The following is a 20,640-nucleotide window of genomic DNA, read 5'->3' on the forward strand; positions in this document are numbered from 1 at the left end:
TTGTAGTATACTTAAAAGATGTTATGATATATCTTCGGTAATTTTTGAGAATATATCTACATCTACTTGATTTTTGGTAAGGTCTTCAAAGGTCTCTCTCTTACGAATAAGATGAGCTTCTCCGTTATGCCATAATACTTCCGCAGGGCGGAAACGAGAATTATAATTACTTGCCATAGAGAAACAATAAGCACCTGCATTTTTGAAAGCAACAATATCACCTTCGGTAATCTCAGAAATCCTTCTGTTAGTAGCAAATGTGTCTGTTTCACAAATATATCCTACCACAGAGTAAAATCGTTCTCTACCTTCTGGGTTAGATATGTTTGTAATTTCGTGATGCGAATTATATAACATGGGTCGTATAAGGTGATTAAAACCACTATCGATTCCCGCAAAAACTGTTGAGGTGGTTTGTTTTACCACATTTACATTAGCTAAGAAATACCCAGCCTCACTTACCAGAAATTTACCCGGTTCAAAACCTAAGGTAAGTTCTTTGCCATATTCTTTACAAAAAGCATTAAAGCGTTTAGTGAGTTTTTCACCAAATTCTTCAATGTTAGTTTCTATATCTCCAGGCTTATAGGGTACTTTAAATCCACTACCAAAATCTATAAAATCCAAATCTTTGAAGTTTTTAGCGGTTTCAAATAAAATTTCGCTGGCATATAAAAAAACTTCAACATCCAGGATATCACTACCTGTATGCATATGGATTCCGTTTATATTCATCCCTGTGTTTTCCACAATTCTAATGATATGAGGAATTTGATGAATTGAAATGCCAAACTTGCTATCAATATGTCCAACAGAAATATTACTATTTCCACCGGCCATTACATGAGGATTAACTCGTATACAAACAGGTACTTTAGGGTGTTTTGTACCAAATTGCTCTAATATCGAAAGATTGTCAATATTGATTTGCACTCCCATCGCAGCAACCTCTTCAATTTCTTCTAGAGAAACACCATTAGGAGTAAAAATTATATCGCTTGGTAGTACACCTGCCTGTAATCCAAGTTTGACTTCTTGAATCGAAACCGTATCTAATCCCGCGCCTAAAGAATTCATTAGCTTTAAAATAGCAAGATTTGAAAGTGCTTTTACAGCATAATTAAGCTTTACCCGTTTGACTTTTTTAAAGGCGTCAAAAAGGCGATTGTACTGTGAGGTGATTTTCGCAGAGTCGTATACATAAACAGGACTCCCGAACTTTCTTGCTACTGCTAATAAATTTTCATTTTCCATCGTGTCACGAATTTAAGCCTACGAAATTATCAATAAAATCAGAGATATTAATGTCTTATAAAGAAAAAATCTACTACAACGATAGAATTTGAGATTTTTAACTTGTGTTTAATGGAAAAAACAAGGTTATTTAGTAATTTTAATAAAAAAACATGTTACCTCTATTTCCTTTACAAGCAGTGGTTTATCCGGGAGAACGTCTACCATTGCATATTTTTGAGAAAAGGTATCAGCAATTGATCGATGATTGCGATCAAGAAGGTATTTCTTTTGGAATACCTACATATATTGATAAGCAATTAGAATATGGCACAGAGGTTAAACTTCGTAAAATAGTCAAAAAGTACCCCGACGGAGAAAGTGATGTAGTATGTCTGGGGACAAGAATTTTTAAAATCAAGAATTTTTTTCAACAATTTCCTGGTAAGCTTTATGCTGGTGGCGAAGTTGAGTTTCTTACCGATAGTGATAGTGGAGCAGAAGAGCTTCAGGAAGAACTACTAAAAAATATTGCAATTTTATATGTTGAATTAACCATTGATAACCCTCCTGTATTTAATATCCCATTTGTTAGTTATCAAGTAGCGCATAAGGTGGGTTTAACGCTGCATCAAGAATATCATTTGTTAAAACTTCGTAGTGAGTTAGAGCGACTCAATTATCTTATAGGGCATCTCAAAATAACGATTCCAGTAGTAAGAGAGATGAATAAAGCAAAAGAAGTGATTAAGATGAATGGTCACTTTAAAAACTTTGATCCCCTAGATTTCGAAGACTTTAAAATATAAGAAATTGGCTCGTATCTTTTTGATCAATTTTTGAAATACTTTCGTCTATTTTAAATGTTAAATATCTTCGATGTTTTTTAATGCAAAAGATTGGCACAGTAACTTCACTTTTCCTATTTTTGGGACTCCTATAAAAAAGGCAAAAAATATAATAGTATGAATTTACACGAATATCAGGGTAAAGAGATATTAAGCAGCTTTGGCGTGCGTATTCAGCGCGGTATTGTGGCGCAAAATGCTAATGAGGCTGTAGCAGCAGCAAAACAACTTACGGCAGAAACCGGAACAGGTTGGCATGTTATAAAAGCACAAGTGCACGCAGGTGGACGAGGAAAAGGTGGCGGAGTAAAGCTTGCTAAAAACCTTAAGGAAGTAGAAGAAATTGCAGGCCAAATTATTGGAATGAATTTAATTACTCCTCAAACTTCAGCCGAGGGTAAGAAAGTTCACCAAGTATTGGTAGCAGAAGATGTATATTATCCTGGTGATAGTGAACCAGATGAATTTTATATGTCTGTGTTGTTAAATCGTACTTCTGGGCGTAATATGATCATGTATTCTACAGAAGGAGGAATGGATATTGAAACTGTTGCAGAAGAAACACCTCATTTGATTTTTACAGAAGAGATTGACCCATCTGTTGGATTACTACCTTTTCAAGCACGTCGTGTGGCATTTAACCTAGGGTTGAGCGGTGGAGCATTTAAAGAAATGACCAAATTCGTAATGGCATTGTATACAGCTTATGATAAGTCTGATGCCTCATTATTTGAGATTAACCCGGTGCTTAAGACTAGTGATGATAAAATTATGGCTGTAGATGCCAAAGTTACTATAGATGATAATGCACTATATCGCCATAAGAACTATGTTGATATGCGAGATATTCGTGAAGAAAACCCGATCGAAGTTGAAGCTAATGAAGTAGGTCTTAATTATGTAGATCTTGATGGTAATGTTGGTTGTATGGTTAATGGAGCAGGTCTGGCAATGGCTACAATGGATCTTATTAAACAAGCAGGAGGTGAGCCAGCTAATTTCCTTGATGTAGGAGGTACTGCTGATGCTAAACGTGTAGAAGAAGCATTTAGAATTATCTTGAAAGATGATAATGTAAAAGCAATTTTGATTAATATTTTTGGAGGAATTGTTCGTTGTGATCGTGTAGCCCAAGGAGTAGTTGATGCTTATAAAAATATGGGAGATGCTATAAAAGTACCTATTATTGTTAGATTACAAGGTACTAATGCAGATATCGCAAAAGAGCTAATCGACAATAGTGGGTTGGATGTGCAAAGTGCAGTTCAATTTCAGGAAGCTGCAGATAAAGTACAAGCAGTATTAGCATAATAAACTAATAGATTTTTTAGTATATATCAGAAGCGATCTTTATTAAGGTCGCTTCTTTTTTTTTAGCAAATTCTAAATACATAATGGTATGAATGAAAAATTGAAAGAAATAGTTGATACATTAAAAATGGAACCTCACCCTGAAGGTGGTTTTTATAAAGAAACATATAGAAGTAATGGAGTCATTCCTCAAAATACTTTAGATAAAGAATTTACAGGTGATCGTAATTATTGCACCGCTATTTATTTTTTACTTACTTCAGAAAATTTTTCAGCTTTCCATAGAATAAAACAAGATGAGATTTGGCATTATTATAGTGGATCTTCTTTATATGTTCATGTAATTAATCCAGACGGAAAATACAATAGATTTACAGTAGGTATGAATCTGGATAGAGAAGAATTACCTCAACTAGTCGTTCCGGCAGGGTGTTGGTTTGCATCTAGTGTAAAGGACACTAATAGTTATTCTTTGGTAGGTTGTACTGTATCTCCTGGTTTTGATTTTGATGATTTCGAATTAGCAGAAAGATCTACTTTGATAAAAGAGTTTCCGGATCATAATGAGGTGATCACACAATATACCAGGGGTTAATTTTTTATTTTCCGATCAGATAGTTAATGCTCACTGTGGCTAAATCTGAATTGGGAAACTTAGAAAAATACTTTTCATCACTTTGTAGGCCTACTTCTTGAATTACTTTCAAAAAAGAATCAATTTCAAGGATGTATTGGTCAGAAAATCCATGAGTTGCATCATATGCGCTGGCAGCAGTCTTTCCAAGGTTTTTAGCGGTGAGATCAGGAGCGATAGTGTGTAGCTCAATCACAATTAATCCAAATTTTTCTATATGGGGTCTCCATTTTTTTAAATGATCTTTTAAATTACGCTCTACATTATCATTATGTAATCGTTTACCTCGATAAGCAAAAGCTCCTGTTGATTGGCTTGGTTTATCTAATATTGATGTAGGGGCGTCCCATATTCTATTGTGGTCCAGAAATGTTCTTACAGATAATAAATCCTTCAGTTCAATTTTATAATTTTCTTTAAGATCCTTTTGAAGCAAATCAGGATCACTAATATCGCCCCAAATTACTTTTGCCCATATATCTGCTTGGATAAGGTTGGCTCGGGTAACTTTTAGGGCAGCTTTATTATAGTCTGCACCCACAAGAAATAATGGATGATCATCAAGATGTTTTCCTCGTAATGTTTTTGATTCGATAACTTCAAATAGATGTACTAAAAACGCCCCGTTACCACAACCCATATCTAAAATACCTTTGGGTTGTTCTTCTAAAGGTTTGTTGAATAGACTAATGATGATTTCATCAATTTTTTTGAAGTAAGTAGCATGTGCACCTCCGCTTCCCCATACATTCATTTCTCGATCTACATGAGTTTCATTTTCATTTTTCGAATTCCATAATACATTTGGATCACCATATAACAACATGTCCATTTGTCTAAACATAGGAATGTATGAAACCGTTACGCCATATGCTGAAGCTCTTTTGGCAAAGAATAATCCTTTTTCTGTAAACGTATACGTACTATTGGACTTACTAAACCACCCTAAATAACTTAAAAAAGTAAGAATTTTGTCAAAACTCTCTGGATGATGATGATATTCATCTGCGCTAAAAGAGGCTTCCATGAAATATTTATGAAACATACCTCCCATACCAAGATGAACCGTGGTTGGGCCTACTAGAATACCTTCAATATGCTTTAGAATTTGATTTAGGATCTGATCGGTTTTAGGGTTAGAACTTGGTTCTAAATCAAAACGAGTTTCATATTTTTCAAATAATTTTTCGAGCTTATGAAAGGGCTCTAATTCGAATTTACGAGGATGAAATTTCCCTGAATATTGTAATAGATCAATTACATCTTTGTATACATGAAAATGGGTAAATGCTGTCTCAGAATATGGGTTAGTACTGATAGTAACTTCTGTTTGATCAACGGTGTAGTTTAGCCAACCTTGAGAACTTAATATTCGTAATGCAACATTTAGATATCCTTCGTTGGCTTTACAATCAATTGCGATTTGAGAAATGGATGCTTCTTTGTTTTGGAGTAAATAATCAGTAACCCCATTTTTGAAAAGAGAGTATGCCACCGGAGCTACGGCTATTCCATCCAGATGGCGAAAAAGCTCTTCGCGATATACTTGTTTTTCGGCAGGTGTAAGCATAAATACTTAATTGAGTTGTTGTATGGTTGATTCGTTTCAACCAAATTAAGCATTTATTTTTGAAGTTTATGTTCTTATTTTGTGTTCTTCTCGGGTTTTGGTTTTTCATCTTTCTTTGGCATTGGGCCTCTAAGATGAATAATGAGTCCATTTAAAAAATTACGAAGGATTTGATCACCACACTCCATGTATTTTGGGTGGTTTTCGTTCCTAAAAAATGCACCAAGTTCACTTTTAGTTACTTTAAAATCTACCAGTGAACATATTTTTATAATATCATCATCTCGCAATTTATGAGCGACTCTTAGCTTTTTGAAAATATCATTGTTTGTTAAACCCATGTTGCAAAGGTATGCTTTGTAAAGAGAATGTTGTTCATTATAGTTTGAAATTTGTTATTTTCGACAAAAAAAGTAATTGGTTTAATGTATAGTAAAGAAGAAAAATTGAGTTTGCTTTCTGAAATGGTGCAATTTGCAAAAGCAGATAAGCAGTTTAAAGAACAAGAGTATAATTTTATACTTGCCGTAGCGTCCCAATTGGGTGTTACCAAAGAAGAGATAGATATTTTGGTTAAAGAGGAAGTGGATAAAAAAAACCTACAACCCGAATCACAACGAATACTTCAATTTCACAGGTTAGTATTACTTATGAATGTAGATCAAGAGGCTTCTCTCTCAGAGATTCATAAAATAAAAGAAATAGGATTGCAAATGGGGTTGCGCCCCGAAGCAATTGATGTTGTTTTAGAAACAATGCATGATTATCCAAATAAGGTAATCCCTCCTAAAGAGTTAGTTTCAATTTTTACCCGTTTTTATAATTAATATTTCCTACTAAATTGTACACTAATAGTTAGTTTGTTTTTACTTGTAGATAAGGTTTTTTTAAGAGGATTAAAAATTAATTATAAGACCTAAGTGATTGTAAATGTGTTTTTTATCGACTTTAGTTACTTGTTGTCGAAATGTTGGGGTGCTAAAAACGAAATATTGATGAATAGTATTTCTAGATGTATTTTCTTTAGCATAAATAAAGCAGATTTTTAATCGCATTATTTGAGATCTTATGTTTAATCTTAAAAAATAAGGGTATGAAATTTTTTTACGGAATACTATTTATTGATCTTAAAGCATTTAGAGCGTTTGTTCAGGATTTGCCTGCAGCTTGTAGTAATGCCATTCACAGGTAATTTTATTGGTAGTGTGCCAATAAAATAATGTGACCTAATTTTAAAAAGGATATTTTAAAAGTGGAGATAGTTAAACAGTCATCCATTTTTAAACTATCCTTTTGTTTTTTGTCAAACTTTGTCACTAAAAACAATGTAAAACTGTCTTTTTGGCATTATTTTATTAGTGATTAGTGTCATAATGACATGTTTTTAGGATTGGAACTCAAATTGCTATATAGAAAGTGAACTTAAAATTAAGATTAACTTTTAAAAAAATATACAATGAGTTTAGTAAAAAGAACAGACAGACTACCTTTCCTTTTTGATGATTTCTTCACTACCGATTGGTTAGGAGGAACTACAAATGAGAATAAAATTGGCTTCAGCACTCCTGCGGTTAATGTACAAGAAACAGATGATAGTTTTGTAATCGAGCTTGCAGCTCCGGGGTTTGCTAAAGAAGATTTTAATGTACAGTTGGATAATGATGTTCTTACGATTTCTTCCGAAGTAAAATCAGAAAAAGAAAGTGAAGAAAAAGGTAAATACACCAGAAAAGAATTTAACTACAGTACATTTAAGAGGTCGTTTAACTTACCTGATACTGTAGATGGAACAAGAATTGAAGCTTCTTATGATAACGGACTATTATTGGTTGCGTTACCCAAAAAAGAAGAAGCAAAAGTACAACCTAAACGGTTGATTGAGATTTCATAAGTTGATTTGAGATTTTATTTAGTTAATTAATGTTGAGAAAACACCCTTTATATAAAGGGTGTTTTTTAGTATTATAAATCTAACCATTTTTTAAAATTAGAAGTTCGCTCTCTGGATACTATGATTTGCTCTTCGTCCCGAGGTTTTAGCTTCAGCAATAATCGACTATTAAAATAACTATGGATTTCGATTACTGCCTTAACAGAAACCATATATTTTCTATTAATTCTAAAAAAATGAACAGGGTCTAAAATTTCTTCTAATTGATCAATAGAATACTCTATGGGATATTGTTGTCCGTTATACGAATGCAAGAAAATAATACCATCATGAGATTTGAAATAGGCGATATCTTCTACATTAAATGTATTAAAATGATTACCTACTTTTATCATAAAACGCTTTTTGTATTCTTTGTTGAATAACTTTTTTATACGCTCCAACTGATCTTGATCTATTGGTGGAGTATTATCAGTATGATTTTTACGATATTTTGCTAATGCATTCTTTAAATCCTTTTTATCTATGGGTTTTAATAGATAATCCAGACCATTGTATTTAAAACCTCGTATTGCATATTCATTATAGGCAGTAGTAAATATAACTGGGGGATGATCCTCCAAAAAATCCAGAATATCAAAACCATATCCATCATTAAGCTGAATATCAAGAAAAATAAGATCCGGTAATGGGTTGTTGTCAAACCAAAGACGTCCATTTTCGACAGACGTGATCTGACCGGTTATTTCTATTTCTGGTGCCAACTCTGCAATAAGGTTAGCTAGGCGTCTAGAAGCAATATTTTCGTCTTCAATAATTACTGCGGTCATCTCAGGAAACTTTTACGATAGAAACATCTTTGATATCTTTTGTTAAAAGAGGAATGGTAACTTTAAAAAAACCATTCTCGGTTTCTATCTTTACTTTTTGATTTGCATAAAATGCATATCTCTTTTGTATATTTTTTAGCCCTAATTTTGTAGACTCCTCCTTTTGTTGTCTTACATGTAGATTGTTCTGTATTACCATACTATTTTTATCCATAGAAAAAATACTAATTTCCAGTGGCTTTTCTTTTGAGTAATAATTATGTTTTAGTGCATTTTCAACCAACATTTGTAGAGTTAGTGTAGGGATTACATATTCTTTTGGGTTAATAGAAATATGTGTAGTAATACTTAGCGCTCCTTCATGTCTCACATTCATCATAAAAATGAAAGAATCTAAAAAGTTAAGTTCTTTCTCGAGGCTAACCAAATCTTCTTCTCTATGGTCAAGAATATATCGATAGCACGAAGCTAATCGAGATACAAAATCTGAGGCTAAATCTCTGTCTTCATACATTAGAGATGTTAATGTATTTAGGCTATTAAATAAAAAATGTGGGCTTATTTGATTTTTTAATGATTTATATTTTGAAGTCATGGCCTCTTTTTTAAGCTTATTCATCGTATTTTCTAACTCTTTTTTCTGTTTAAGTGCATAGTAAAACATGTTTAAAAGAATAGCTGCAAACCCCAAAACAGTAGCTCTAAAAAAGTCGATTCTAAATCGTAGCCAGGGATCATCGGCATCTATTTGACATATGTGTTCTAATTCAAAAATTGCAACATAATAAAGTAATGCTGCAACGGGAAGAACAATTAGTAAATTGATTGCTAAAATTTTAAAACCATTGGATATGTCTAAACTTCTGTCAATGTTAGAGTTTAATTCGCGGAGTATCAACCAATCATTGGTTTCCCATGACAACATAAGAAGAAAAAAAGCGCTGAAATAATAAAAAACAGCAGGTGCATCAAGAAAATTGCCATCATCATCATGATTTATAGTCAGTTTTACTAAAAAGTAAATCACATTAATGATAAGAAAGCGGATTGCAAATTTTTTTATGTATGTTTTTGAAATCATATACAGTACTAGCAATTAGTATGATAAAGATACATAACAGATATGCAAAAATCGTTTACAGCTATATTCAATTGTCATATTAAGGGTTGAATTGTAACTAATTTGACCTGACTTGAAAAATTCACGTTCAAGATGTATAAATAGTATTAAAACAGATATTCATCATTTCAAGTTAAAAACTGGCGGTTCAGGATATTCTATTTTCAATCTTTTCAAGATGTGTGCAGTTTTGGATGAAATCTTCAAAATCCAATACTATTATGAAAAAGATTGTTTTTATCTTATGTATTTCAATAACATACATTGCAAATGCCCAAACTGGCGTAATTAAAGGGACTATTATCGATAAGCAGTCAGAAATTCCTTTGGTTGGTGCTACTATAGAATTATTAAATGTAGAAGAACCTAATGGAGTGGTTGCAGATATTGATGGTTACTTTACCTTAGAGGCTGTTCCGCTGGGTCGTCAAACAATACGGGTGAGCTATATTGGTTTTGAATCGGTGACTTTGCCTAATATTGTAGTCACTTCGGGTAAAGATGCCGTGGTGAATGTCCCGCTTATCGAAGCTTTTGATCAGTTAGATGAAGTGATTATTACGAATAGTAATGCAAAGGCAAAAGCCATTAACAAATTGGCTTCGGTTTCTGCCCGACAGTTTGGTGTAGAAGAGGTAACACGTTTTTCTGGGGGTAGAAGTGATGTTGGCCGATTAGCAGCAAATTTTGCGGGAGTATCAGCACCAGATGATAGCCGTAATGATATCGTTGTACGAGGCAATTCACCAGTAGGATTGCTGTGGCGATTAGAAGGGGTGCCTATTCCCAGTCCAAACCATTTTTCGACAGCAGGGACTACAGGAGGGCCTGTATCTGCATTAAACCCAAACCTTTTGAAAAATTCAGATTTTATTACCTCTGCCTTCCCTTCAGAATATGGTAATGCCATTGGAGGTGTGTTTGATCTTGGTTTTAGAAAAGGAAACCAGGACGATTATGAGTTTACAGGGCAAGTAGGAGTTTTTACAGGAGTAGAAGCTATGGCAGAAGGTCCTTTGGGTAACAACAAAGGTTCTTTTTTGGTTGCCGGAAGATACTCTTTGATTAGTTTAATTGGAGGTGGAGCAGGTGGAACTTCGGCAACACCAAATTATAATGATATATCTTTTAATGTTGATCTTGGAAAAGGAAAACTAGGTAATTTTTCTGTATTCGGAATTTTAGGGAATTCAGATATAGAGTTTTTAGGAGATGATATTGATGAAGATGATCTTTTTGCTGCCGAAGATGAAAATACTTTTGTAGAATCAGGTTTTGCGGTTGTAGGGTTAAAACATCAAATCAATATAGGTAAGAGCTCTTTTTTAAGAACAATTGTTTCAGGTTCATATAGCTCTAATGATTTTAAAGCTGATCGTTTTATTAATAAAGATACTCCGCAAGAAAGAATCATACGATATACTGAAGCCGATAATAGAGAAACGCGTTATTCATTATCTACACTTTTTAATTCTAAATTAAGTAATAAAAGCACCTTAAGAACTGGGATTTTAATAGAAAATTTTGGTGTAGAATTACTTGAACGTGATCGCGAAGAACAACCAGATATTAATGGTGATGGTGATCCAGATTTGTTTACATTTAGAGATATTGACGAAGATTTAAGTATTGTACAACCCTACATCCAAGGGCAGTTTAGACTTACAAAAAATCTTACACTTAATGCCGGTGTCCACAGTCAGTATAGTACATTAAATGAACAATTTGTTTTCGAGCCAAGAGGAGGATTATCATATAAAGCAGGCCGAAACCATAGTATTAGTTTAGGATATGGGATACATCATCAACCGGTTTCTTTACCACTACTGTTTTTAAACGAGGAAATCAATGGTGAATTGGTGCAAACCAACCGAAATCTTGATTTTGTAAGGAGCTCCCATTATGTTTTAGGGTATGATGTGCGCATTAGCAAAGGTTGGAGAGGTAAAATAGAAGTATACTATCAGGATATAAGCAATGCTGCTGTAGAATCGTTTTCGTCTAGTTATTCTTCGTTGACCGAAGGAGCCGACTTTGGGTTTGAAAATGATCGAGTATCCTTAATTAATGAAGGAACCGGTTTTAATCAAGGGGTCGAATTAACTCTAGAGAAATTTTTTAGCAAAGGATATTATGGTTTATTAACCGCTTCTTTTTTTGAAAGTAAATATGAAGGTAGTGATGGTATAGAGCGTAATACACCTTTTAATAACGGTCAGGTGGTTAATTTTTTAGCAGGTAAAGAATTTAAAATGGGCAAGTCTCAAAAAGATGTACTGTTTTTTGATACACGAGTTACATTTTCTGGCGGAAGATATTTTACTCCCGTTGACCTAGAAGCTTCTCAACAAGCTGGATTCGAAATCTTACAAGAAGACGTTGCCTTTAGTGAACAGATTGATGATTATTTTAGATGGGATGTGAAATTTGGATATAAAATAAATAGTAGATCAAAAAAGCGTTCACATCAATTTTATGTGGATTTGCAAAATATTACGAGTAATGAAAATGTGTTTACAAGACGATATAACAGAGTAACAAATCAAGTCGATCAAGTTGATCAGATTGGATTCTTTCCTGATTTTGGGTATAGATTTCAGTTTTAACCCCATAGATATTTAAAATCAACATCATGAAAATAATAATAACAACAACCCTTATCTTAAGCCTTATTATCATAGGTGCTGTTAGCGTATTTGATCAACCTTCAAAAGATAAATTTATGACCAGTGAATTAAATAAAATAGAACATTACCTTATCCATAGAGATAGCCTTAATAAAGAAGTTTCTAAAGTGGCCGTAGGATGGCACCTTGATCATAGCTTAAAAGTTATAAATGGGATTTGTGATTCCTTGCAAATATCAAACCCGGAAGCATATAAAAGAAAATTTAATATAGCTCGTACATTTTCTTTTACTTTTGGGTTTATACCCAGAGGTAGGGCACAATCACCCAAGTCGGTATTACCACCCGATACTATAAAAACTGATGATATTGTTTCTCAATTGGCAATAGCCAGAGATAAATTAATAAGTTTAGAAGCTATTGATGATAAGTCTAATTTTAAACATCCGGTTTTTGATCAATTAAATAAAAAACAAGCTAAACGTTTTATCGAAATTCATACTCGCCATCATTTAAAAATTGTAAAAGATATCTTGAAAGAATAAACGGGTAACAACTTATATATGGTATATGTTTTTATGACTTCAGATAACTCAATTTCACAAGGTGAAATAATTACACCATTTTCTGTTTTCTGATAATAAATTCGGCGACCAACAAATTGGGGGCCCAACATAGCCAAGCAATGATTTTGTATGCCGGAATGAAATCCATTGCTAATCCTCCTAAAAAGATAGGCATATAAATTCGTAAAGTTACAGCAGCAAAACACAAAGCATAACTACGTATCATCCAGTGTTGATGCTTTTCTATATCCTTGTTTTTAATAGATGTGTACGCTTTTATGGTTGTAAATAGCCAAAGTATTGCCAGAATTCCGAAACCAATAGTGGTGATAAAACCTCCTTCAGCAAAAAATGCGATACATAAGCCGGCAGCTCCACTACACATCACCGAAATAATATAGATTTTACCAAGAATTCTATGAAGACGAAGCCATTTCATTCTCAATTTTTTAAAGAATTGAGAAAATCCACTGATAAGAGCAAGTCCACCAAGGAAAATATGCGTATAGAAGGCAATAAGATAAAACAAACTATCTAATAGTGCAGAAGATTTACTGCCCAATAAACCATCATTATAATCTAAACCAATAAACCTAAGTGGGTAAAGTCCAATAAATATGGCAAATATTGCCATAAAAACATATCCTGTAGAAATTCGTATCTGTTTACTATTCATTTTAGAATTCAATTTATAACTAAAAGATAAGCGATATGACTTTTTGTTACAGTTTTTGTGTATAAAGGTTATTGTAGGTTATTTTTTTCAGTTTAACTTCTTCCAAAATACGACTTTATCATCTCTCTCTGCATAAAATTCTCTGAGTACCGCTTCTTGCGTATAGTTACATTTTTTATAGAATTCTCTAGTCAATTTATATTCGTTAGTTCCTGATGTTTCTACAATTAGAATTCTATTCCCATTTTTTCTCAGTAAATTTTCAATGTAATTCATCATTTCTTTGCCTATTCCTTTACCCTGCGCATTCTTTTCAACTGCAATTGCATACAGATTATAAGTTCCTTCTGTAAGTCTTTCGGGAGCGCAGTAGCCTAAAGATATTGGTGTTCCTTTGTTTGTTGTTGTAAACCAAATATCTTTTGAGGAGGGGTTGGTTAGGTAATCAGATATCATATCATCCAATAATTCTGATGGAAATAATTCACTTGAGTCTAAGACTGATTTCAGTGCTGGTATATCTTCTTTTTCGATTTTTCTAATTCTTTGTTTCATTGCTTATATTTTAGAGACAAAGGTATTGTGATAAAATCTTTTAAAATTGTAAGGTTCTGCTATTGTAGGCCTTTGATGGAGTAATTCCCAATACATTTTTAAATGCATTACTTAAGTGAGCTTGATCAAAGAAACCACTTTGAAGAGATGCTTCGGTTAGGGTTACCCCTTCGTTTAACACTAAATGAATGGCTTTTTTTAATTTACTCCATACCAGGTATTTCTTTATAGAAATTCCTATACTCTCTTTGAACAAATGTGATAACCTACTTTCAGATAAGAAAACTTTAGATCTTAATGTAGAAATCATAGTATCATATTCTAATTCATCATTTTCAAGAATTTCAAGGCATTTTTGAATTCTTTCATCTTTAATTTGTTTTAAATCTCTGCGAGTGGCAAATAGTTCTATTTCCTTGAATAATTTAGAGTTTTGACTATTATCTTTATTAATAAAAACACCATTGTTTAGTTCTATCCCAAGTTGATTTAAAAATGTACTTAATAATTCGTTATAGCCTTCTACCATTAATAATGTGGCTGTGCAATTTTCAGAAATTACTTTATGTTTTGTATTAGAATCAATGATTGCAAAAGCTACATTTTCTTCTTTTTGATTACCACTTTCTAATGAAAAAAATCCGTTCGATGCCATAATGATTTCTACAACAGGGTGTGAATGATGATCTGAATTCAAATCGTCTATTTCGAATTTATAGATCCCTTTTTTTATGTCAAAATCTAATACGTTCATTTAGATTTTTTAGTTTAGAATTACATACAGCAATAGCATGATATACAAGAGTACATACTATATTGTTTGTAGCTATTCGTAAATATAGTTATTATCATTTTATATGCGATAGGGATATACTAAAGACTTTTTCTTACATTTAGTAAGACAATACATACTCTAAAACCAAAATCACATGGATACATCTTCAGCGACTTCCCCAACAAAAAAGTATACTCATTATAGGGTTTGTAACTTCTGTGAAGCCATGTGTGGACTAGAGATAGAACACAACGGTAAGCAGGTACTAAGCGTAAAAGGAGACGAAAAAGATCCTTTTAGCAAAGGTAGTATATGCCCAAAAGGCGCTGTAATTGCCGAGATGTATAATGATCCTGATCGGTTACGAAAACCCTTGAAAAAGACAAGTTCGGGTTTTGTAGAAATTGACTGGGAAGAAGCTTTAGATATTGTAGGTGAGCGACTTAATGCAATTAGGAAAGAACATGGTAACGATGCAATTGGGCTTTATTTTGGTAACCCTACAGTACATAACTATGGTGCTATGATGTATGTAGCTGACTTAAAAAAAACAATACGTTCTAAAAATAACTATAGTGCGACCTCGATGGATCAGCTGCCACACCATTTTGCTTCTCATTTTATGTTTGGTAACGGTATGATCATGCCGATCCCAGATATTAATAGAACCGAATATATGATTATTATGGGCGCCAATCCATCGGCATCTAATGGTAGTATCATGACAGCAGCTGGAGTACAAAAAAGATTAAAAGATATCCAACAACGTGGAGGTAAATATATTGTAATCGATCCCCGAAAAACCGAAACCGCAAAATCAGCAGATGAGCATTTGTTTATTCGGCCGGGTACCGATGTGTATTTCTTGCTGGCGATGTTGCATATTATTACCACAGAAAAAAAATACAACCTTAAAAAGTTAGCATCTCATGTCGTAGATCTTGATAAAGTAATATCAATGACAACTCCTTATACCCCCGAAAGTGTTGTATCAATCACAGGAATCTCAGTAGAAGATATTAGGCGCATTACCAACGAATACTTAAATACCGAAAAAGCAGTATTGTACGGTAGAATGGGAGTGAGTACTCAACAATACGGAGGATTATGCAATTGGCTTATTAACCTGATTAATATTTTAACCGGAAATTTGGATAGCGAAGGTGGGGCAATGTTTACAAACCCGGCAGTACCGATGGTAAAAAATAAAGTAGGGCATACGCCATACAACCGATGGAAAAGTAGGGTACAGGGCTTACCAGAATTTCAAGGTGAATTGCCTGTGTCTACGATGGTAGAAGAAATCATTACCGAAGGCAAAGGCCAGATAAAGGCAATGGTCACCCATGCAGGTAATCCAGTACTCTCATCTCCCAATGGGGGTCGTTTAGATAAAGCATTAGACCAATTAGAGTTTATGGTTTCTATAGATATATACCTCAATGAAACCACCAAGCATGCAGATATCATTTTGCCACCAACAACAGGGTTAGAGGTTGATCATTATGATCTTATCTTTAATGCCTTTGCCGTTTCTAATAACGCAAAATTCTCTGAAGCACTGTTTCCTCCTAAGGAAGGTCAATTACACGACTGGCAAATCTTCAAAGGACTAACCAAACGATTATCCAAAAAGAAACTACCATGGTTATATAGAATTAGTACACCAAAATTATGGCTCAAATTAGCCTTGCTAAATGGCCCCTATGGTAGGTTTAGTAGTATAAAACGATTATTTACAGGGCTTACCCTTGGTAAGATTAAGAGATCGGTACACGGTATAGACCTGGGGCCACTAATCCCAATGTTTCCGAAGTTGTTAAGAACCAAAGACCAAAAGATTCATCTGGCGCCGTCCTTATTTTTAGAACAATTAGAAGAGTTACATGCTGAGTTCTCTAAGAGCAAAGATACATTAGATGATAATGAATTTCGCCTTATCGGAAGAAGACATTTGAGAAGCAATAATTCCTGGATGCATAATGTAGATAAGCTCGTAAGTGGTAAAAACAGATGTACTGTAATGATGAATATTCATGATGCCGAGCGATTAGGGTTCAAGGAAGAAGATGAGGTTATGGTAAAATCAAGAGTAGGCGAGATTAAAATTCCGATAGAGGTGACCAAAAATATGATGCCTGGCGTTGTAAGTATTCCTCATGGATTTGGGCATACCAGAAAAGGATCTCAATTAAAAGTAGCTGAAGCCAACGCTGGAGTTAGTTTTAATGATATTTCAGATCATAATCGAATAGATGGCTTAACCGGCAATGCTGCATTTTCTGGACAAATTGTACAAATTATTAAGTAATTACCATAGTAATAAAAATATTTAGCTCATTTTTATAGAGGATACAAAGTTTTAAATTATACCATGGATTTATTACAATATGATGATTTTTCAAAATCTCGTATATTAATAGAAAGGATAGGTACTTCGGGGAACATGGACTTAAGTACGCTCACAATTTTTATTGAAAGATCGGCTTTTTGTTCGTTAGTCCTGCCTTCCATGATATTACCAAATACATGAATAAAATCATCTTGAGTGCCTCCGATAGAATAATATTTAAAGGGATTGATTCTTACTTTGATATCACCCTCTGCAAAAAGATGAGTGGATTCTGCAGCAGCATAGACAGCTTTTATAATTTCTTGTGGTGATTTTAACTCAATAATATGTTCTGAGCAATCTAATACGAAATGTGGCATGTTTTTTTACTAGTTTCAGTTACGGTGTATTATTATACAACTTTTGTGTATTTAATATTCAAATTCTAAAAATGGTTTTATAGTATTCAGTTATTAGTTTACAGTTGGCAGTCATTAACTGCATACTGTAACTGCCTACTTACATCTTAAGATATAAAACGAATTGTATTCATTATTCAAAAACCAATATAGGCTCTTAATGTATATTGATTTGATTAATTATTCTGAAAATAAGTGTCAATTTTTGCAACCATATGGTCTTTCTCTTGGTCTGTTAACCAACTTGCTTTAAAACTGTTTTTTGTAAGCTCGGTGATTTGCTGTTTCGAAAGATTAAGTGCTTCGGCTATACCGATATAGTTTTCATTCATATACCCCCCAAAATAGGCGGGGTCATCAGAGTTAACGGTTGCCAAAAGCCCCAGGTCCAACATCTTGGCTATCGGGTGATCTTTTAGGTCGGTTACTACTTTTAGCTCTAGATTAGATAAAGGGCATACGGTAAGGGGCATTTGTAATGCAACGAGTCGTTCAACAAGTTTATCATCGTCTAAACAGCGATTACCATGATCGATTCGGGTTACTTTAAGCAGATCCAATGCTTCCCATATATATGCTGAAGGGCCTTCTTCTCCGGCATGTGCTACTGTTATAAAACCTTCTTCTCTGGATTTAGCAAAAACACGTTCGAATTTAGAAGGAGGATTTCCTATTTCTGAAGAGTCTAAACCAACAGCACTAATCCATTTTTTATAAGGCAAGGCTTCTTCAAGTGTTTTAAAAGCTGAAGCTTCATCAAGATGTCTTAAAAAAGACATAATTAGTTTAAAACTGATACCCAGTTGTTCTTTACCATCCTCAAGTGCACGATGAATACCTTTAATGACAATGTCAAAAGGGATTCCACGATCAGTATGTGTTTGTGGATCAAAAAATATTTCTACATGTACCACATTTTGTTCGTGAACTTTAGTTAAATACGCCCAGGTAAGATCATAAAAATCTTGCTCTTCAATAAGTACATTAGCCCCGGCATAATAGATGTCAAGAAATTCCTGAAGGTTATTAAAACTATACGCCTTCTTCAATTCTTCTACAGACGCATATTTTATTTTCTTATTATTTCTTTTTGCAATTTCGAACATCAATTCGGGTTCAAAAGTTCCTTCGATATGCAGATGAAGTTCTGCTTTAGGAATGCCCTCTATAAATTTTTTGATTGAAGTGGTACTCATATAATTTTAAATTCAGTCATATTAATAAAAACTACACTTTTTGATCCTGTATTTTTCCTTGTAGCATTTTGATCTCATCACGTAAGCGTGCGGCAGTCATAAAATCGAGTTCTTTGGCTGCTTTTTCCATTTCCTTACGCACATTTCTAATTCGGGTTTCTAGTTGTTCTTTGGTATAGTATGCCGTTTCTTCTTCAGCGGCTTGTAGCGAAGGAGCAGCTTCAAATTGGTAAGGCTCTACTTTTTTACCGGCAAGTGCACTATCTAGGGATTTTTTAATTGCAGCGGGTGTAATACCATGCTTGGTGTTGTAGGCAATTTGTTTTTCTCGTCTGTATTCTGTTGCGTCTATAGTTTTTTGCATACTCACCGTAATCTTATCAGCATACATAATAGCTTTACCATTTACATTTCGCGCAGCTCTTCCGACCGTCTGAACTAATGATCTCTTATTTCTTAGGAAGCCTTCTTTATCGGCATCAAGAATGGCTACTAACGATACTTCGGGTAAATCCAGCCCTTCACGAAGTAAGTTTACTCCAATAAGTACATCAAAAATACCTTTTCGCAGATCCTGCATTATTTCTACACGTTCTAGTGTATCTACATCACTATGTATATATCGGCAACGTATATCAATCCTGGTCAGGTATTTAGTTAATTCTTCTGCCATTCTTTTAGTTAGCGTAGTCACCAGGGTGCGTTCGTCTGCCTCAATTCGTTTTTGCATCTCTTCGATAAGATCATCGATTTGATTAAGGCTTGGTCGAACCTCTATTACCGGATCTAGTAATCCTGTTGGGCGAATGATTTGCTCTACAAATGTTCCTTCACTCTTTTGCAATTCATAATCTGCCGGCGTAGCACTAATATATATTACTTGATTTTGTATCGCTTCAAGTTCTTCAAATTTTAAGGGTCGATTATCCATCGCAGCAGGAAGTCTAAATCCATATTCTACCAGATTTTCTTTTCGTGAACGGTCTCCGCCATACATGGCATGTGTTTGCGGTATGGTTACGTGACTTTCGTCTATGATCATAAGATAATCGTCGGGGAAATAATCAAGTAAGCAAAATGGCCTTGTACCGGGAGCTCTGCCATCTAAATAGCGAGAATAATTCTCGATTCCCGAACAGTATCCTAATTCTTTAATCATTTCCAAATCAAAATTAGTGCGTTCTTCTAATCGTTTTGCTTCAAGATGTTTTCCTATCTCTTTAAAATATTCTACTTGTTTTCCCAGGTCGAGAGCAATTTGATCAATGGCATTATGCAATATTTCGGGTGAAGTGACAAACATATTAGCTGGATAGATATTCAGTCGATCATATTTTTCAATAATTGCATTCGTTTGAACATTAAATGCTTCTATTTCTTCAATTTCATCACCAAAGAAGTGTACTCTAAATGCATCATCTGCATAGCTGGGAAAAATATCTACGGTATCTCCTTTTATTCTGAAATTACCATGTTTAAATTCGGCTTCGGTTCTAGAGTATAAACTTTGTACTAATCTATGTAATAAGGCTGTTCTTGATACGAATTGTCCTGACTGTATTGAGATTACATTTTTTTGAAATTCTGCAGGATTACCAATACCATATAAACAGGATACCGAGGCAACTACCAAAACGTCTCTTCGTCCCGAAAGAAGAGAAGAAGTAGCGCTTAACCGCATTTTTTCTATCTCCTCGTTAATAGAGAGATCTTTTTCGATATACACACCCGAAGTAGGAATATACGCTTCGGGTTGGTAATAATCATAGTAAGAAACAAAGTATTCTATTGCATTTTCAGGAAAAAACTGTTTAAACTCAGAATATAATTGAGCGGCTAATGTTTTGTTATGTGCTAATACCAAAGTAGGACGTTGTACTTTTTCAATTACATTGGCGGCAGTAAATGTTTTACCTGACCCGGTAACACCTAATAATGTTTGGTATTTCTCATTAGATTCTATACCCTCTACTAATTGTTTTATCGCTTCGGGTTGATCACCTGTTGGTTTGAATTCTGATTTTAATTCGAACTTCATGGATATTCTTTCTTTTTCA

19 protein-coding genes are annotated in these 20,640 nt (G+C 33.9%); 8 read left to right on the forward strand and 11 right to left on the reverse strand.

Annotated features, from left to right (window positions below):
* Nucleotides 1-21 precede the first annotated feature (21 nt).
* A complete protein-coding gene (gene lysA / locus ABW637_RS19240; RefSeq protein ID WP_367586349.1) occupies nucleotides 22-1,254 on the reverse strand; it encodes a diaminopimelate decarboxylase in 1,233 nt (410 codons plus the stop codon).
* A gap of 152 nt (nucleotides 1,255-1,406) precedes the next feature.
* On the opposite strand from lysA, the gene ABW637_RS19245 reads away from it, so the two are divergent.
* The 3 genes from ABW637_RS19245 (at nucleotide 1,407) to ABW637_RS19255 (ending at nucleotide 3,987) form a co-directional block, all read left to right on the forward strand.
* A complete protein-coding gene (locus ABW637_RS19245; RefSeq protein ID WP_367586350.1) occupies nucleotides 1,407-2,042 on the forward strand; it encodes an LON peptidase substrate-binding domain-containing protein in 636 nt (211 codons plus the stop codon).
* 156 nt (nucleotides 2,043-2,198) lie between these two features.
* On the forward strand, nucleotides 2,199-3,392 hold the full coding sequence (gene sucC, locus ABW637_RS19250) for an ADP-forming succinate--CoA ligase subunit beta (RefSeq protein WP_367586351.1): 1,194 nt from the start codon (nucleotides 2,199-2,201) through the stop codon (nucleotides 3,390-3,392).
* A gap of 88 nt (nucleotides 3,393-3,480) precedes the next feature.
* Nucleotides 3,481-3,987: a cupin domain-containing protein gene (locus tag ABW637_RS19255; RefSeq protein ID WP_367586352.1), complete on the forward strand. Its 507-nt coding sequence runs from the start codon at nucleotides 3,481-3,483 to the stop codon at nucleotides 3,985-3,987.
* Nucleotides 3,988-3,991: 4 nt separating this feature from the next.
* On the opposite strand, the gene ABW637_RS19260 is transcribed toward ABW637_RS19255, so the two are convergent.
* Both ABW637_RS19260 and ABW637_RS19265 read right to left on the reverse strand, forming a co-directional pair.
* Nucleotides 3,992-5,596 (reverse strand): class I SAM-dependent methyltransferase, encoded by a 1,605-nt coding sequence (locus tag ABW637_RS19260; RefSeq protein ID WP_367586353.1) that lies wholly within the window; start codon nucleotides 5,594-5,596, stop codon nucleotides 3,992-3,994.
* 74 nt (nucleotides 5,597-5,670) lie between these two features.
* Nucleotides 5,671-5,937, reverse strand: coding sequence for a DUF1456 family protein (locus ABW637_RS19265; protein WP_367586354.1), 267 nt, complete (start codon nucleotides 5,935-5,937; stop codon nucleotides 5,671-5,673).
* Nucleotides 5,938-6,021: 84 nt separating this feature from the next.
* Between ABW637_RS19265 and ABW637_RS19270 the strand changes: the two genes are divergently transcribed.
* Complete coding sequence (locus ABW637_RS19270; protein ID WP_367586355.1) at nucleotides 6,022-6,423, forward strand: TerB family tellurite resistance protein; 402 nt, start codon at nucleotides 6,022-6,024, stop codon at nucleotides 6,421-6,423.
* A 629-nt stretch (nucleotides 6,424-7,052) separates the two neighbouring features.
* Entirely contained in the window at nucleotides 7,053-7,487 is a 435-nt protein-coding gene (locus tag ABW637_RS19275) for an Hsp20/alpha crystallin family protein (RefSeq protein WP_367586356.1), read from the forward strand.
* A 71-nt stretch (nucleotides 7,488-7,558) separates the two neighbouring features.
* Here the strand turns inward: ABW637_RS19275 and ABW637_RS19280 are convergent, their stop codons facing one another.
* A complete protein-coding gene (locus ABW637_RS19280; protein ID WP_367586357.1) occupies nucleotides 7,559-8,317 on the reverse strand; it encodes a LytR/AlgR family response regulator transcription factor in 759 nt (252 codons plus the stop codon).
* A 1-nt stretch (nucleotide 8,318) separates the two neighbouring features.
* Nucleotides 8,319-9,398: a sensor histidine kinase gene (locus ABW637_RS19285; RefSeq protein ID WP_367586358.1), complete on the reverse strand. Its 1,080-nt coding sequence runs from the start codon at nucleotides 9,396-9,398 to the stop codon at nucleotides 8,319-8,321.
* Nucleotides 9,399-9,658: 260 nt separating this feature from the next.
* Between ABW637_RS19285 and ABW637_RS19290 the strand changes: the two genes are divergently transcribed.
* Nucleotides 9,659-12,043, forward strand: a complete 2,385-nt coding sequence (locus ABW637_RS19290) for a TonB-dependent receptor (protein WP_367586359.1) — start codon at nucleotides 9,659-9,661, stop codon at nucleotides 12,041-12,043.
* Between the two features lie 26 nt (nucleotides 12,044-12,069).
* A complete protein-coding gene (locus tag ABW637_RS19295; RefSeq protein ID WP_367586360.1) occupies nucleotides 12,070-12,609 on the forward strand; it encodes a DUF1569 domain-containing protein in 540 nt (179 codons plus the stop codon).
* A 70-nt stretch (nucleotides 12,610-12,679) separates the two neighbouring features.
* On the opposite strand, the gene ABW637_RS19300 is transcribed toward ABW637_RS19295, so the two are convergent.
* The 3 genes from ABW637_RS19300 to ABW637_RS19310 all read right to left on the reverse strand — a co-directional run bounded on the left by ABW637_RS19300 (nucleotide 12,680) and on the right by ABW637_RS19310 (nucleotide 14,615).
* Nucleotides 12,680-13,306 (reverse strand): DUF2306 domain-containing protein, encoded by a 627-nt coding sequence (locus ABW637_RS19300; RefSeq protein WP_367586361.1) that lies wholly within the window; start codon nucleotides 13,304-13,306, stop codon nucleotides 12,680-12,682.
* 87 nt (nucleotides 13,307-13,393) lie between these two features.
* Nucleotides 13,394-13,861 (reverse strand): GNAT family N-acetyltransferase, encoded by a 468-nt coding sequence (locus ABW637_RS19305; RefSeq protein WP_367586362.1) that lies wholly within the window; start codon nucleotides 13,859-13,861, stop codon nucleotides 13,394-13,396.
* A gap of 40 nt (nucleotides 13,862-13,901) precedes the next feature.
* A complete protein-coding gene (locus ABW637_RS19310; protein WP_367586363.1) occupies nucleotides 13,902-14,615 on the reverse strand; it encodes a helix-turn-helix domain-containing protein in 714 nt (237 codons plus the stop codon).
* A 175-nt stretch (nucleotides 14,616-14,790) separates the two neighbouring features.
* On the opposite strand from ABW637_RS19310, the gene ABW637_RS19315 reads away from it, so the two are divergent.
* Nucleotides 14,791-16,947: a molybdopterin-dependent oxidoreductase gene (locus tag ABW637_RS19315; RefSeq protein WP_367586364.1), complete on the forward strand. Its 2,157-nt coding sequence runs from the start codon at nucleotides 14,791-14,793 to the stop codon at nucleotides 16,945-16,947.
* 56 nt (nucleotides 16,948-17,003) lie between these two features.
* On the opposite strand, the gene ABW637_RS19320 is transcribed toward ABW637_RS19315, so the two are convergent.
* From ABW637_RS19320 to uvrB, 3 genes are all read right to left on the reverse strand, one after another.
* Nucleotides 17,004-17,348 (reverse strand): 5-carboxymethyl-2-hydroxymuconate Delta-isomerase, encoded by a 345-nt coding sequence (locus ABW637_RS19320; RefSeq protein ID WP_367586365.1) that lies wholly within the window; start codon nucleotides 17,346-17,348, stop codon nucleotides 17,004-17,006.
* A gap of 215 nt (nucleotides 17,349-17,563) precedes the next feature.
* Nucleotides 17,564-18,583, reverse strand: a complete 1,020-nt coding sequence (locus ABW637_RS19325; RefSeq protein WP_367586366.1) for an adenosine deaminase — start codon at nucleotides 18,581-18,583, stop codon at nucleotides 17,564-17,566.
* Between the two features lie 31 nt (nucleotides 18,584-18,614).
* Nucleotides 18,615-20,621 carry an excinuclease ABC subunit UvrB gene (gene uvrB, locus ABW637_RS19330; protein ID WP_367586367.1) on the reverse strand — a complete coding sequence of 669 codons (2,007 nt, stop codon included), beginning with the start codon at nucleotides 20,619-20,621 and terminating at the stop codon, nucleotides 18,615-18,617.
* Between the last annotated feature and the right edge of the window lie 19 nt (nucleotides 20,622-20,640).

The organism is Aquimarina penaris (assembly GCF_040786285.1).
Lineage (GTDB): Bacteria > Bacteroidota > Bacteroidia > Flavobacteriales > Flavobacteriaceae > Aquimarina.

Bases quoted from the DNA above. Each gene is read 5' to 3' on its own strand.
- lysA (WP_367586349.1), bottom strand. From the start codon at position 1,254: ATGGAAAATGAAAATTTATTAGCAGTAGCAAGAAAGTTCGGGAGTCCT.
- ABW637_RS19245 (WP_367586350.1), top strand. From the start codon at position 1,407: ATGTTACCTCTATTTCCTTTACAAGCAGTGGTTTATCCGGGAGAACGT.
- sucC (WP_367586351.1), top strand. From the start codon at position 2,199: ATGAATTTACACGAATATCAGGGTAAAGAGATATTAAGCAGCTTTGGC.
- ABW637_RS19255 (WP_367586352.1), top strand. From the start codon at position 3,481: ATGAATGAAAAATTGAAAGAAATAGTTGATACATTAAAAATGGAACCT.
- ABW637_RS19260 (WP_367586353.1), bottom strand. From the start codon at position 5,596: ATGCTTACACCTGCCGAAAAACAAGTATATCGCGAAGAGCTTTTTCGC.
- ABW637_RS19265 (WP_367586354.1), bottom strand. From the start codon at position 5,937: ATGGGTTTAACAAACAATGATATTTTCAAAAAGCTAAGAGTCGCTCAT.
- ABW637_RS19270 (WP_367586355.1), top strand. From the start codon at position 6,022: ATGTATAGTAAAGAAGAAAAATTGAGTTTGCTTTCTGAAATGGTGCAA.
- ABW637_RS19275 (WP_367586356.1), top strand. From the start codon at position 7,053: ATGAGTTTAGTAAAAAGAACAGACAGACTACCTTTCCTTTTTGATGAT.
- ABW637_RS19280 (WP_367586357.1), bottom strand. From the start codon at position 8,317: ATGACCGCAGTAATTATTGAAGACGAAAATATTGCTTCTAGACGCCTA.
- ABW637_RS19285 (WP_367586358.1), bottom strand. From the start codon at position 9,398: ATGATTTCAAAAACATACATAAAAAAATTTGCAATCCGCTTTCTTATC.
- ABW637_RS19290 (WP_367586359.1), top strand. From the start codon at position 9,659: ATGAAAAAGATTGTTTTTATCTTATGTATTTCAATAACATACATTGCA.
- ABW637_RS19295 (WP_367586360.1), top strand. From the start codon at position 12,070: ATGAAAATAATAATAACAACAACCCTTATCTTAAGCCTTATTATCATA.
- ABW637_RS19300 (WP_367586361.1), bottom strand. From the start codon at position 13,306: ATGAATAGTAAACAGATACGAATTTCTACAGGATATGTTTTTATGGCA.
- ABW637_RS19305 (WP_367586362.1), bottom strand. From the start codon at position 13,861: ATGAAACAAAGAATTAGAAAAATCGAAAAAGAAGATATACCAGCACTG.
- ABW637_RS19310 (WP_367586363.1), bottom strand. From the start codon at position 14,615: ATGAACGTATTAGATTTTGACATAAAAAAAGGGATCTATAAATTCGAA.
- ABW637_RS19315 (WP_367586364.1), top strand. From the start codon at position 14,791: ATGGATACATCTTCAGCGACTTCCCCAACAAAAAAGTATACTCATTAT.
- ABW637_RS19320 (WP_367586365.1), bottom strand. From the start codon at position 17,348: ATGCCACATTTCGTATTAGATTGCTCAGAACATATTATTGAGTTAAAA.
- ABW637_RS19325 (WP_367586366.1), bottom strand. From the start codon at position 18,583: ATGAGTACCACTTCAATCAAAAAATTTATAGAGGGCATTCCTAAAGCA.
- uvrB (WP_367586367.1), bottom strand. From the start codon at position 20,621: ATGAAGTTCGAATTAAAATCAGAATTCAAACCAACAGGTGATCAACCC.